The 13,931-nt window shown below is 39.5% G+C and carries 15 protein-coding genes and 2 tRNA genes; 4 read left to right on the top strand and 13 right to left on the bottom strand.

All coding sequences use genetic code 11. The features are described 5' to 3' along the window. Window positions 1–134: 134 nt before the first annotated feature. The 4 genes from galE (at window position 135) to IE080_RS03280 (ending at window position 1,865) form a co-directional block, all read left to right on the top strand. Window positions 135–1,154, top strand: a complete 1,020-nt coding sequence (gene galE, locus IE080_RS03295) for a UDP-glucose 4-epimerase GalE (RefSeq protein WP_189579019.1) — start codon at window positions 135–137, stop codon at window positions 1,152–1,154. Between the two features lie 194 nt (window positions 1,155–1,348). Next, window positions 1,349–1,422, top strand: a tRNA-Asp gene (locus tag IE080_RS03290). A gap of 37 nt (window positions 1,423–1,459) precedes the next feature. Beyond that, window positions 1,460–1,533: transfer RNA gene (locus IE080_RS03285), tRNA-Asp, on the top strand. A gap of 35 nt (window positions 1,534–1,568) precedes the next feature. Then, a complete protein-coding gene (locus IE080_RS03280) occupies window positions 1,569–1,865 on the top strand; it encodes a GIY-YIG nuclease family protein (protein ID WP_189579018.1) in 297 nt (98 codons plus the stop codon). Between the two features lie 5 nt (window positions 1,866–1,870). On the opposite strand, the gene hisIE is transcribed toward IE080_RS03280, so the two are convergent. The 13 genes from hisIE to IE080_RS03215 form a co-directional block, all read right to left on the bottom strand. Next, on the bottom strand, window positions 1,871–2,476 hold the full coding sequence (gene hisIE / locus IE080_RS03275) for a bifunctional phosphoribosyl-AMP cyclohydrolase/phosphoribosyl-ATP diphosphatase HisIE (protein ID WP_189579017.1): 606 nt from the start codon (window positions 2,474–2,476) through the stop codon (window positions 1,871–1,873). Window positions 2,477–2,542: 66 nt separating this feature from the next. Next, window positions 2,543–3,298: an imidazole glycerol phosphate synthase subunit HisF gene (gene hisF, locus IE080_RS03270; RefSeq protein WP_189579016.1), complete on the bottom strand. Its 756-nt coding sequence runs from the start codon at window positions 3,296–3,298 to the stop codon at window positions 2,543–2,545. A gap of 21 nt (window positions 3,299–3,319) precedes the next feature. Then, window positions 3,320–4,042 carry a 1-(5-phosphoribosyl)-5-[(5-phosphoribosylamino)methylideneamino]imidazole-4-carboxamide isomerase gene (gene hisA, locus IE080_RS03265; RefSeq protein ID WP_189579015.1) on the bottom strand — a complete coding sequence of 241 codons (723 nt, stop codon included), beginning with the start codon at window positions 4,040–4,042 and terminating at the stop codon, window positions 3,320–3,322. Window positions 4,043–4,058: 16 nt separating this feature from the next. Further along, window positions 4,059–4,652 (bottom strand): imidazole glycerol phosphate synthase subunit HisH, encoded by a 594-nt coding sequence (gene hisH, locus IE080_RS03260; RefSeq protein WP_189579014.1) that lies wholly within the window; start codon window positions 4,650–4,652, stop codon window positions 4,059–4,061. A gap of 146 nt (window positions 4,653–4,798) precedes the next feature. After that, window positions 4,799–5,578: a phenylalanine 4-monooxygenase gene (locus IE080_RS03255; protein ID WP_189579013.1), complete on the bottom strand. Its 780-nt coding sequence runs from the start codon at window positions 5,576–5,578 to the stop codon at window positions 4,799–4,801. A 153-nt stretch (window positions 5,579–5,731) separates the two neighbouring features. Continuing rightward, window positions 5,732–6,751: a 3-deoxy-7-phosphoheptulonate synthase gene (aroF, locus tag IE080_RS03250; protein WP_189579012.1), complete on the bottom strand. Its 1,020-nt coding sequence runs from the start codon at window positions 6,749–6,751 to the stop codon at window positions 5,732–5,734. Window positions 6,752–6,755: 4 nt separating this feature from the next. Next, the gene (trpA, locus tag IE080_RS03245; protein WP_189579011.1) at window positions 6,756–7,529 is read right to left on the bottom strand and encodes a tryptophan synthase subunit alpha; all 774 of its coding nucleotides are present in this window, start codon (window positions 7,527–7,529) and stop codon (window positions 6,756–6,758) included. Window positions 7,530–7,813: 284 nt separating this feature from the next. Further along, window positions 7,814–8,992 (bottom strand): tryptophan synthase subunit beta, encoded by a 1,179-nt coding sequence (gene trpB, locus IE080_RS03240; protein ID WP_189579010.1) that lies wholly within the window; start codon window positions 8,990–8,992, stop codon window positions 7,814–7,816. Next, a complete protein-coding gene (locus IE080_RS03235; RefSeq protein WP_189579009.1) occupies window positions 8,989–9,639 on the bottom strand; it encodes a phosphoribosylanthranilate isomerase in 651 nt (216 codons plus the stop codon). The genes trpB and IE080_RS03235 overlap by 4 nt, the downstream gene beginning before the upstream one ends. A gap of 1 nt (window position 9,640) precedes the next feature. Beyond that, a complete protein-coding gene (trpC, locus tag IE080_RS03230) occupies window positions 9,641–10,453 on the bottom strand; it encodes an indole-3-glycerol phosphate synthase TrpC (RefSeq protein WP_189579008.1) in 813 nt (270 codons plus the stop codon). 6 nt (window positions 10,454–10,459) lie between these two features. Then, the gene (gene trpD, locus IE080_RS03225; RefSeq protein ID WP_189579007.1) at window positions 10,460–11,473 is read right to left on the bottom strand and encodes an anthranilate phosphoribosyltransferase; all 1,014 of its coding nucleotides are present in this window, start codon (window positions 11,471–11,473) and stop codon (window positions 10,460–10,462) included. Window positions 11,474–11,785: 312 nt separating this feature from the next. Further along, the gene (locus tag IE080_RS03220) at window positions 11,786–12,364 is read right to left on the bottom strand and encodes an anthranilate synthase component II (RefSeq protein WP_189579006.1); all 579 of its coding nucleotides are present in this window, start codon (window positions 12,362–12,364) and stop codon (window positions 11,786–11,788) included. Between the two features lie 15 nt (window positions 12,365–12,379). Next, complete coding sequence (locus IE080_RS03215) at window positions 12,380–13,786, bottom strand: anthranilate synthase component I family protein (protein WP_189579005.1); 1,407 nt, start codon at window positions 13,784–13,786, stop codon at window positions 12,380–12,382. Window positions 13,787–13,931 lie beyond the last annotated feature (145 nt).

The following is a 13,931-nucleotide window of genomic DNA, read 5'->3' as shown; positions in this document are numbered from 1 at the left end:
GTGTTTTTGATTGCCTTAGCTAAATAAACTGTTTTTGAACAAAGAAAAAACTAAATTTCAAAATTTGATTTCGCAGTTTCTAAGATAAAAACTTAAATGCTTATCTTCAAGCCATAAACGACAATCTATCTCTAATGAAACAAAAAATTTTAATCACTGGCGGAGCAGGATATATTGGTTCCCATACCGCAGTTGCTTTGGTAGAAGCAGGTTTTGAGCCTGTTATTTTAGACAATTTTTGCACTTCAGAAAAATCAGCGATTGATGGTTTATCGGCAATTATAGGATTTAGACCAATAGTAATTGAAGGAGACTGTAATGAACCTTCTGTTTTGGAAAATGTATTTAATACTTATGAAATTAAAGGCATCATTCATTTTGCTGCTTTCAAAGCAGTTGGTGAAAGCACGCAGTTGCCATTAAAATATTACCACAATAATATTGGTTCATTGGTTTTACTCTTGCAGACAATGCAAAAGTTTAATATTAAAAACCTTGTGTTTTCTTCTTCATGTACTGTTTACGGTGAACCAAAAGTTTTACCTGCAACAGAAGATACTCCTAGACAAGATGCAGAAAGCCCATATGGGAACACCAAAAAAATATGTGAGGACATTTTGTTCGATGTAACAAAATCCAATGCTGGAAACAAAATTATTTCTTTAAGATACTTCAATCCTATTGGTGCGCATCCGTCATCCGAAATCGGAGAATTGCCAATTGGTGTTCCCGCCAATCTTGTTCCATTCATCACGCAAACGGCTATTGGAAAGCGTGAAAAATTGACTGTTTTTGGAGATGATTATGATACTCCTGATGGCACTTGCGTAAGAGATTATATTCATGTGATGGATCTTGCAGATGCACACGTGAGAGCACTCATGTACTTAGCGAAACAAGAAGATAATTTCTATGATATTTTAAATGTAGGAACAGGTAATGGAAATACCGTATTGGAAGTTGTGAAGACCTTTGAAAAAGTTGCTGGCAATGATTTGAATTATCAAATAGGTCCAAGAAGACCTGGTGATGTAGTAAAAACATGGGCTAGTACGGAAAAAATCACACGCCTTCTGGGTTGGAAACCACAATATTCATTAGAGGATTCATTGAGAGATGCCTGGAACTGGGAGTTAAAACTAGCAAAAAGGTAAAATTATTTAGCTGGAATTGAGGATTGTACTCTTCCAGCTTTCTTTTTTTTACTCAATATCTTTGCAAAGATACACCAATTATATACCTTTGCACCACTTCAAACGAGAAGGAAAAAAGGAATGGTAGTTCAGCTGGTTAGAATACCTGTCCCGATACTCGGGAAGGTCGCTACGGTTGAGTTATTAAAATAAAAGGAGTGGTAGTTCAGCTGGTTAGAATGCCTGCCTGTCACGCAGGAGGTCGCGGGTTCGAGTCCCGTCCATTCCGCAAATTTGTTTATCATCAAATTAAAAAAAGATAATTAGGAGTGGTAGTTCAGCTGGTTAGAATGCCTGCCTGTCACGCAGGAGGTCGCGGGTTCGAGTCCCGTCCATTCCGCAAAGTCTCAGTAAAATCTGAGACTTTTTTTGTTTATGGCCTTTTTTGTATACATTATTCAATCCGTAAAGGATAACAGCTTTTACATTGGCGTTTCATCCAATCCGGAAGAACGGTTGCTTAAACATAATCGACCGCACAAAGGATATACCGCTAGAAAACAGCCTTGGATTTTGGTGTATACTGAGGCCTTTGCTACAAAAACGAAGGCCCTCAAAAGAGAAAACTTTATAAAAGCTCAGAAAAAGTCATTTCACGTTCGTAGACAGTTTTTGGATTTACCCCAAGCTCAACCTTTTCAAACATTTCAACTTACTTTTCCTTATTTATAATAGGATTACGCCTTATGCCTCCCTATCAAAACCTCCATCACCTCATCCAACTCATACCCTTTTGCCTCTAATAACACAAGGTAATGGAACAATAAATCAGCTGCTTCACCCATAAAAAGCTCTTTATTATCGTCTTTGGATTCAATCACTAATTCTACTGCCTCCTCTCCCACTTTTTGGGCTATCTTGTTAATTCCTTTGGCAAAAAGAGAAGCTGTATAGGATTTATCAGCTGATTCCTGTTTACGGGCTTTGATGATTTTTCTTAGCACATCGATAAAAAAAGTCTTGCTGGTATTGACTTCTGAAAAACAGGTATCTTCACCAGTGTGGCATACAGGCCCTTCAGGCCTAGCCTTTATCAGGATGGTGTCATTATCACAATCAACAGTCAAAGAAACCACATGGAGAAAATTTCCTGAACTCTCGCCTTTGGTCCAGAGTCTGTTTTTTGTCCTTGAAAAAAAAGTAACTTTTTTGGTCCGCATGGTGATATCCAATGCCTCTTGATTCATGTACCCCAACATCAATACTACATTGGAGTTGGCATCCTGAATGATTGCTGGAACAAGATTATTTACTTTTTGAAAGTCTATTGTTAATTCACTCATGGTTATGCAAATTTTATTCAAAAGTGGCTAATGCTAATCAGTAAACCACTACAAAACATTTTTAATTCAGATTCGACTGGGAATTCCTTGATGATGCAAATAGCTTTTCAAACTCGGAATTGGTATTTCTTTGAAATGGAAAATACTTGCTGCCAAAGCTGCATCTGCTTTACCAACTGTAAATACATCCTTAAAATGCTCCATATTTCCAGCCCCACCGGAAGCAATAACCGGAATAGAAAGCATTGCAGAGATTTCAGCAGTTATCTCATTGGCAAAACCTGCCTTGGTACCATCATGGTCCATAGAGGTCAGTAAGATCTCTCCTGCACCTCGCTCACAAACCTCTTTGGCCCATGCCTGGGTCTGAAGGATAGTAGGTTTTCTACCCCCATGGGTATGCACAAAATCCAATCCATCTACATTACGGGTATCGATAGCAACTACCACGCACTGACTTCCAAACTCCTGAGCCATTTGATTGATGATTTCCGGGTTTTTGACAGCGGCAGAATTGATGGAAATCTTATCTGCACCAGCATTTAGAAGTACTTTGACATCTTCCACAGTTGAAATTCCTCCTCCCACAGTAAATGGTATATTGATGGCCTTGGCAACTTTGGTGACCAAATCTGCCAGTGTCTTTCTTTTATCCACCGTTGCCGTGATATCCAAAAAAACCAATTCATCCGCCCCCTCATCAGAGTAAATTTTAGCCAATTCCACAGGATCACCCGCATCTCGCAATTGCACAAAATTGACACCTTTGACAGTTCTACCGTCTTTAATATCTAAACAAGGAATAATTCTCTTCGTAAGCATAATCGCTATTTCTTCTGTAAATTACTTAGTGCCAAAACTTGCCAATTCTTCCAAGCTGATTCTTCCCTCATAGTAAGCTTTCCCCACAATGGCACCATAGACTCCAGTTTTCTCCAGAGCTTCTAAATCCTTCATAGAAGATACTCCCCCGCTCGCAATTAAACGAAGCCCGGGAATCTCCTGCATTATCTCTTCATAAAGTTCAGTGGATGGTCCCTGAAGCAATCCATCTTTAGCTACATCTGTGCAAATCACGTAGCTGATACCCTTGACAACATAGCTTTTAATAAAATCAATGAGATCAACTGAAGTGGTTTCCTCCCAACCGGAAATGGCTATTTTCCTGTGTTTAGCGTCAGCACCTAGAATAATTTTATCCCCTCCGAATTTCTCTATCCAATTTTCAAACATTGAGGGATTTTTTACGGCAATACTTCCACCGGTCAATTGATGCGCTCCCAATTCAAAAGCAAATGCAGCATCTTCATCTGACTGAACACCTCCTCCAAAATCCACTTGTAGGGACGTTCCTTGACTGACACTTTTCAGAACTTCAGAATTGATGATTTTTTTGGCTTTTGCACCATCTAAATCAACTAAGTGCAAGCGTTGGATGCCGGCATCCTCGAATCGCTTGGCCATTTCCAATGGACTATCGTGGTACTCCTTTTTTTGATTATAATCACCTTGGGTTAGGCGAACACATTTTCCTCCAATAATATCAATGGCAGGTATGATGTACATGAATTTGCTTTTAGGGTTATAGGTTTAGAAAATTTTGTAGAATACGTTCTCCGACCAAGCCACTCTTCTCAGGGTGGGCCTGCATGGTGTAGAAATTGTCTTTATGCATCAAAGCTGCAAAATCCAACACATAGTTGGTTGAGGCTATGGTGTGTTCGCTCAGCTCGCAATAATAGCTATGCACATAATACACAAAGGAGTCCTCATTCAAACCCTCAAATAAGGGCGATCTTAAATCCGAAATACTGTTCCATCCTACGTGAGGAACTTTAAATTCATTGATACTCTCCGGCTGGAAACGCTTAACTTTTACGGGAAACACCCCCAAACAAGTCGTATCATTTTCCTCTGAATGTTCACACAACAACTGCTGTCCAAGACAAACACCGAAGAAAGGTTGCTTTAGCTCAGGAATCAGCAAGTCTAATTTTTTTTCTTTCAAATACCGCATAGCAGTACTCGCCTCTCCTTGGCCAGGAAAAATTACTTTATCGGCAGTTGAAATTCGTTCAAAATCATCCGTCAGGATGGCATTAGCACCCAAACGCTCCAAAGCGTACAATACCGACTGAACATTACCGGCATTGTATTTAATTACTGCGACTTCCATTCTATTGGACTAACATGTTTCTTTTTACCAATTAAAAAACCTTTGGCAGAAATACCTGCTGCCAAAGGCTAATTTGTTGAATCTTGATTCTCCATTCCTAATTCAACATTCTTAATTTCTAATCTCTCGCTTCTCGTATCTCGCTTCTACTTCGCTTCTTCCGCTACCATTTCCTCCAACACCGCTTCAATCTCTGGAAGCGATTCGTATAGTTGTTCGTAGCTTTCGATGATGAAATATTTATCCTGGAATTTATCTTTCCAATACGGCGTATTCATAATCCTTTTCACATCATATTCATAATGAGCTGGCTCGTTGGATAAGCTGTATTTAGTTTCTCCTGCAGAACTCAGGATACCTGCGCCATAAATTCTCAGGTTGTCATTTTCACGGATAAGACCAAATTCAATGGTGAACCAGTATATCCTAGAAAGCAATTCAATCGCCCACTTATTATCGATATATTTTAAAGCAATACCACTCAAATCTTCCAGAAAATCCACATAATGCTGATTGGTCAATAATGGCATGTGAGCAAAGGCATCATGGAACATATCCGGTTCTTCCAAATAATCCAATTGCTCCATTTTTCTTAGCCAGGTAGAAGAACAGAACCGCCTGTTATTCATCAAACCAAAGAACAAATCATCATCAATGAGTCCTGGAACTACCTGAATAGACCAACCGGTGGAATTAGCAAGTCTCCTATTGACATCTTCAAAGTCAGCGATCTTATCCGATGTAAACCCTATTTCTTTGATTCCTTTAAGATAAGCTTCAGAAGCAGCCTCCGGGAGGTTTACTATCTGTCTATCAAAAAGGATTTTCCAAACTTTAAAATCTTCATCCGTGTAGGCAGCGTAATCTTGCCTCATCTCCTGTAATCGAGGGTCAGAAAAGACCCAATCTTTGGGTTTATTAGTCATGATATATTTGGGTTTTCTATGCAAGCCATTGTCTAAGCTAACGTAAATTTAGGACATCGGTTTGATGTTTCAAAAAGGCACAAATTTTTGGAAAAATTCAATGCCTTTTTGAATAGTGGATGTTTGAATGTTCAATTGGAGCCTAAATCCAATTTAAACCAAGTCAAAGGTCTTACGCATGGCAAAGGTTTTTCGTATCCAATCTGCCAATAGAGCTGACTGGGTAAAATCTAATGTTTGCTGACCATCAGAATAAGCCTTTTCAGGTATCTCATGGGTTTCATAAATGATTCCATCCGCTCCTGCCATAACCCCTGCCAAAGCCATTTGAGGCACATAAGCACGAATGCCAATCCCATGAGATGGGTCAACAATAACCGGTAAATGGGATTTTGCTTTTAAAATCGGAACTGCATTCAAATCCAAGGTATTTCTGCTCGCTCGCTCATACGTTCGGATTCCTCGCTCACACAAAATGAGTTTTTCATTTCCTCCAGAAAACACATATTCTGCTGACTGTAATAGCTCTTCAATGGTACCTGAAATACCTCTTTTGATCATCACCGCTTTATCCACTTTCCCAAGTTCATCCAGCAAATTGAAGTTCTGAGTATTTCTAGCTCCAACTTGATAAATATCTGTATAAGGGTACATTTCCTCTATTTGAGAAACCTGCATGACCTCGGTAACGATTTTGATACCTGCTTCTGATGCTAAATCATACCATAATTTCAAACCATCGATCCCTAAACCTCGAAAAGCATATGGACTTGAACGAGGTTTAAAAACCCCTCCTCTCATCATTTTAATGTCATTTTCTTTCAAATGCTTGATGACTTTACGGATCTGATCTTCGGATTCAATAGAGCAAGGTCCAGCGATGATGGCCATGTCCCCATCCTTGATAAACACCCCATTACCCAAATCGATAGAGGTAGGTTTCGCTTTCCACTTTTTAGAAACTAATTTGTACTCATCAGATACAATGTGGATATCCTTGATACCTTCTTTTTTACCGATTTTACGGATATCAAATTCCTTTTTTCCAATCCCAATGATATAATCACCCAATTGGGTTTTTACTTCGGTGGTTTTATAACCTATGTTAATAACTTCTGCTAGTAAAGATTCCCGTTGCTTATCGGAGATATCCTCCTGTAATTGAATAATCATGGTATTATGAAATTATGGATTGTATGTACGTATGAATGTCTTTGGATAGGTCTTTGCTATCTTTCAAGACTTTGATAAAGGCACTTCCGATAATTGCGCCATTACTGTAAGTTGATGCTGTGATAAAGGTTTTCTTATCTGAAATACCAAAACCTATCAATCGGGCATTGCGAAGATTCATAGCTTCTACCCTTTTGAAGTAAGCAATTTGTTCTTCAGAGATTTCGGATTTTGCTCCTGTGATGCTATGACTTGAAACCATGTAGATAAAGCCGTTGGAATGCTCATCAATCTCGCGAATGCGATTCTCACTGGTTTGAGGAGAAATCAAAAAGGTATTAGAAAGTCCATAGTTTTCGAATAGTCCTTTGTATTCATCCAAATATTGCTGCATGGGTAGGTCAGGGACAATCAGACCATCTACTCCGATCTCCTGACATTTTTTACAAAAAGCTTCAATCCCATATTGGATGATAGGATTTAAATATCCCATCAAAACCACGGGAATGCTGATGCTTTGACGCATTTCTTGAAGTTGCTCAAACAACTTTTTCATATTCATTCCATTATCCAAAGCTACCATATTGGAGTCCTGAATAGTTGGACCATCAGCAATAGGATCGGAATATGGCATGCCTATTTCAATGATATCTGCCCCCGCCGATTCCAAAGCCTGCATTACTGGTAAGGTATCCACCAACTGAGGAAAACCCGCCGTAAAATAGATGGATAGGACACGCTCCTGCTTTTGTTCAAACAATCTATGTAATCGATTCATTATGAATATTTTAATAGCATTTCATTAAATTAATTTTTCATGGGTTTAATCCCACATTTATGAATTTGGATTGACCTATATTTCCCTAGGTTCAAAACAGGGCAATTGATGGAGGTAACTAGCTGAATCTTAAATTCTCTCTTTGGAAACAAATTTTTCAATACAATTTTTTCTCCGTTATCCACGTATTCTGCGAGCCTTGGCTTTTCTTGATTCTTGATTCTTGTTTCTAAAATCTCGCTTCTCGTTTCTCGCTTCTCACCTCTCAACTCTCATTCCAAATCTCAATACCCTCCCCACTTGATATACGTATCCAAATCCTTGTCTCCTCTTCCGGAAAGATTGATTACAATGATATCATCTGGTCTGAATTCGATCATATTAAGTGCATGAATAGCATGAGCCGTTTCGATCGCTGGAATAATGCCTTCTGTTCGGCTAAGTTCTACTCCTGCTTTCATTGCATCTTCATCCTCAACCGCAACAAATTCTCCTCTACCAATATCAAATAAATGCGCATGCACTGGTCCTATCCCAGGATAATCCAAACCAGCAGAAATTGAATGAGGTTCAACTACTTGCCCATCCTCTGTTTGCATCAATAAGGTCTTGCTTCCATGAAGAATTCCCGGAGTACCTAATGCGGTTGTAGCAGCTGATTTTCCAGATGAAATCCCTAATCCAGCGGCCTCTACAGCTACCAATCGCACTTGAGGGACATTATAATAATGATAAAACGCACCTGCTGCATTACTACCTCCACCAACACAAGCGATCACGATATCCGGATTTTCAGTACCTTCTTTTTCGAGTAACTGGGCTTTGATTTCTTTTGAAATTACAGACTGGAATCGGGCTACCATCTCTGGATATGGATGTGGACCTACTACCGAGCCAATGATGTAATGGGTATCTACCGGATTGTTGATCCATTGTCTCATAGCTTCATTGGTGGCATCTTTAAGCGTTTGGCTTCCTGAAGTTGCAGGAACTACCTTGGCTCCCAAAATACGCATACGCTCCACATTCGGACGCTGACGCTGGATATCCAATGCTCCCATATAGATCGTACACTCCATGCCCATCAAAGCACAAACTGTGGCAGTTGCAACACCGTGTTGGCCTGCGCCTGTTTCGGCAATGATTCTCTTTTTACCCAGTTTTTTGGCCAAAATTATCTGACCGATGGTATTATTTACCTTATGAGCTCCGGTATGGCAAAGGTCTTCTCGCTTGAGGTAAATTTTGGCACCATATTTTTCCGATAATCGGGAAGCAAGGTATAAGGGTGTTGGCCTTCCCACAAAGTCTTGTAACAACGCGTTAAACTCCTCTTGAAATTCTGGAATTGCGACAATTTGCTCGTAATTATCGCGCAATTCCTCAATATTTGGATGCAACATCTCCGGGATATACGCTCCTCCAAACTTTCCGTAAAACCCTTTTTCATCTACTCGTATCATATGCTTCCCTCGTTAATTTCTGTATTCAATAAACTGTTTTTAAATGCGACTAATTGCTCAATATCTTTTAATCCTGGACTGATTTCAAATTTTGAATTTAGGTCAACTCCCACTAATTGCGGAATTTTTGATTTCAGCTGTGTTATTTCTGCTGCATGTGTCAAGGATAAACCTCCACTGAGAAAGAATGGCTTATCAAAAGGATAGTTTGCTAACAACTGCCAATTAAATAATTTTCCACTTCCCCCATGTGCTTCTGTAAAGGTGTCGAATAAAAAGGCATCTATTAGCTCCTCATATGGTCTTAGCGATTCCCAATTCAACTCCTCTTTCACAGACCAAACCTTCCAAACAAAGACATTCGTGTGCTTTTTTAACTCTAAAATGTAATCTTTAGACTCCTTTCCATGCAATTGAACTCCGTTTAACCCATAAGTTTTCACTCGGTCCAAAACTTTCTCCAATTCTTCGTCTACAAAAACTCCGACTTTTCGGAGTTGAATCGAATGATAGACTCCGGGATCCTTGTCTCCCACATATCTTGGCGATGGAGGATAGAAAATCAAGCCCATGTAATCTGGCTGAACTCGCGCTTGCAAGTTCTGTATATTCTCTAAATCCCTCATCCCACAGACTTTAATCAACATCTTAGCTAACTTGTGGAGTTCTAATCAATCTTCTATAAGCATTCATGAAATTCAATGCCGCTTGTTCTGGTCTACTGGATTTCATAAAGTTTTCACCAATCAAGAATCCATCAAAACCTGCTTGCTTCAATTCCACCAAGGTTTCTGGAGCTGAAATCCCACTTTCGGAGATTTTTACAAATTCCTGAGGTATGCGGTCTACCAAACTATAAGAAGTGTTTAGGCTCACCTCAAAGGTCTTCAAGCTGCGATTGTTGACTCCTACTAAATCTAAGTGTGAATTCAAGCTGCGATCCAACTCTTCTCCATCATGTACTTCCATCAATACCTCCAATCCCAAACTCTTGGCAAAAGAAGCTAAAGAAGCCAATTTTTCTGGAGTCAAAGCTGCTGCAATCAATAAGATACAATCCGCTCCAATGGATTTCGCTTCTACGATTTGATACTCGTCGATTATAAAGTCTTTTCTCAACAAAGGACAGAAGTTATACTTTCTGGCGGTGGATAAATCCTCATTTTTTCCACCGAAAAACGCTGTATCTGTCAAAATGGACAAAGCAGAAGCGCCTGCTTGCATGTAACCAATCGTGGTAGCTTCTACACTAGCCGAACCATTAATCACACCCTTGGAAGGAGATTTTCTTTTAAACTCTGCAATAATTCCTGTTTTGTCAGCTCGGGTGATGTACTTTTTCATGGAAACAACCTCTGAATCGAAAAAGATACTTTTTTCCAATAACTTGACAGGCACTAAACTTTTGTTTTCTGCTACTTCTGCTGCCTTGTGGGCAATAATTTTATCTAAAATATTCATACTTGATTAATTGCTAAGTGAAATACTAGTTTTCGGAGAAAGTAAGGTTTGAAACACTTTCAAGGCTTTTCCTCCCATTAAAGAATCTGTTGCTTTTTCAACCGCAGACGGAAAATCAAGACTCGAATGGGCAGTGACAAGCGCAGCTGCTGCATTAGCGATGACAACTGAATTTTGCTCCACAGTCCCTTTTCCTTTCAGTACATTTTCAAATATCTGAGCTGATTCAGCAATGGTTTCCCCTCCTGCAATTCGGGATGCCTCGATTTTGGGAAGTCCGATCTGCTCGGGAGTAAATAGTTTTTCGCCTTCATTGGATATCATCTTAAAATCTCCTGTCAATGAAATCTCATCGTATCCATCCAAGGCATGTAGAATACTGAATCTGCCTTCATTTTCTTGATAAAGATACCCATATAAACGGGCTAACTCCAAACTAAAAACTCCAACCAATTGCTTTTTTGGAAAGGATGGATTAACCATGGGTCCCAACATATTGAAGAAGGTTTTCACGCCCAATTCTTTTCTGATAGGAGCCACATGTTTCATCGCAGGGTGGAATAAGGGCGCATGCAAGAAGCAAATTCCCGCCTCATCCAAACTTTTGCGGATTTTGTCCATATCATTGGTAAAGTCATACCCAAAAGATGCCAACAAATTGGAAGAACCACAGATCGATGAAACACCTGTATTGCCGTGTTTGGCAACATGTTGACCTGCACCTGCGACGATAAAAGACGCAAGGGTTGATATATTGAAGGTATCTTTTCCATCTCCACCCGTTCCGCAAAGGTCGATTGCATCGTATTCAGGAATATCCACAGGTACGCACAACTCCAACATTGCCTCTCTAAAACCCGACAGTTCCTCGACAGTAATACTCCGCATCAAGTATACCGTCATAAATGCTGCAATCTGACTATTGTTATAATTTCCTGACGCTATATTTTTCAATACCTCCCTCGCCTGGGCTTTGGATAAGGTCTTGTGTTCAATCAATTGGTTTAATATCTCCTTCATTTGTTTTGTTTTAGATTTTAGAGCTGAGATTTTGGAGGTGAGATTTTGGAGGTGAGATTTTAGAACTTAGATCTTAGATTTTAGATTTTAGATTTTAGATTTGGGTTCATTCATTTTTTCAATGGATTAAAACCAAGGGCAATTGATGAATTTAACTAGCTGAATATTAATTTCTTTCCTTGGATTCAAAATTATTCAATGCGAATTTTTCTGCGTTTCCGTATATGCTGTGAGCTCATTACTAATTCTTCATTCCTAATTCCACATTCCCCGCTGTTCACTATTCACTGCTCAATGTACACTCCTAACTGTTCACTGCACACTGTTTACTGATAGCCAATTCCTCATCATCTCCACCCCATATTCCGTGAGGATGGATTCTGGATGAAACTGGACTCCCCGAACGAGATAACATTCGTGACGGACGGCCATGATTTGTCCATCGGGTGTTCTGGCAGTGATTTGGAGGCAAGCTGGCAATGTTTCCTCATCTATGACCCAAGAATGGTACCGGCCAACATTGAACTTGGTAGGTAAACCTTGGAAGAGTAAGTCTTCTTGTACCGTGACTTCGGATGCCAAGCCATGCACCACCTCAGATAAATTGGTCAAGCCACTTCCAAATGCCTCCCCTATTGCCTGATGTCCCAAACACACTCCTAAGATATCCTTTGTGGAACTGTATTGTTTCAATAATTCCGGCATTATCCCTGCTTCTGAAGGAATTCCAGGACCGGGAGAAAGGAGGATTTTATCGAAATCATTGACAGCATCCAACCCAATTTTATCATTTCTAACGATATGCATTTGCGATCCATATCCTAATTGGCGGATGATATATACCAGATTGTAGGTAAAGGAATCGTAATTATCTACTACTAAAATTTTCATACCCTTCATTCAACATTAAATGGTTTCAGCTGCTTTCAAGGCTACTCGGAGCGCTTCCAATTTATTGGCGACTTCCTGAAGCTCGGATTGGATAGAGGATTTTGCCACTACTCCAGCACCTGCCTGATAACGTAATTCATTATTTTCGGACACAAACGAACGGATCAAAATTGCATGATTGAAGTCTCCATTGAAGCCTAAGAAGCCTATCGCTCCGCCGTAAAATGTTCTCCGTACATTTTCCAAGGAATCAATGATTTCCATGGCCTTGTATTTAGGGGCACCAGAAAGTGTTCCTGCTGGAAAGGTATCAGCTACTAGTTGCAATGGATTAGAATTTTCAGGAAGTGTCCCTGTAACTTTGGAAACCAAATGGATTACATGAGAATAGTATTGAATCTCTTTAAATACTTCTACTTCCACTTTTTCCGAACTTCTACTCAAATCATTTCGAGCCAAATCCACCAACATCACATGCTCTGAGTTTTCTTTCGGATCATCGTATAGCTTTCTGGCCAAACTCGCATCAGCCAAATCATTTCCTGTTCGTTTGAATGTCCCTGCGATAGGATAAATTGTTGCTTTATTGTTTTTGACTACAATCTGGGCCTCGGGAGAACTTCCAAATACTTTGAAAGATCCATAATCAAAATAGAATAAATAAGGGGATGGATTAACTGAACGCAGGGCTCGATACACATTGAACTCATCACCTTTGAATTTGGACGAAAATCTGCGAGACAATACAATCTGAAACACATCTCCACGGAAGCAATGCTCCTGGCCTTTTTTCAAAATATCCAAAAACTCCTCATCCGTGTAATTGGAAACTTCCTCTCCTACTGTTTTGAAACTGTATGCTGGAATATTTTTGGAGTTCAAAATGGTTTCGAGCAATGGCATCACCGGCTCTTTGGGAGAGTCTTCAATCTGATGTTCGAAGAGGTACATTTCATTTTTGAAATGATCCACTACAATGACATTTTGGTACACTGCATACTGCATCATGGGAACCTCCGCAGACTCCCTGGATGTCAATTGAATATCTTCAAAATAACTGACTGTATCGTACTGAATATATCCAAAAAGTCCATTAGAGATGAATTTATGCTTCCCATTATCATCTTTGAATTTTGCAGAGAAGCTTCTCAAGGCATCTACCAACGCCTGTTCTTTGCCTACTTTATATTCTAAAAAACTCCCATCAGGCAAAGTCTCTTTCACTTTTCCTTCATTGAAAACAAAAGTAGCCAATGGATTAAAACAGACATACGAATAACTGTTATCCTGTCCATGATAATCGGAACTCTCCAATAGGATCGGATTTGAAAAACGATCCCGGATTTGAAGGTAGATACTCACAGGGGTGATCGTATCTGCCAATAATTTTTTAAAACTCGTTTGTAAATTAAATCTTTTCATAAGGTTGATTTAAACGAAAAAAGGCTTGCGGGAAAAACCAGCAAGCCTCTAAAATATAGTTTTGACATTACATATTAGGCAATAGCTTTAAGGTTCTTCCCTTGGAAAGAATTCAAATGCCACCACCAATAGTTCATGTGTAAAT

The organism is Mongoliitalea lutea, assembly GCF_014652135.1.
GTDB lineage: Bacteria > Bacteroidota > Bacteroidia > Cytophagales > Cyclobacteriaceae > Mongoliitalea > Mongoliitalea lutea.
This window is presented reverse-complemented; position numbering and strand designations above follow the sequence as displayed.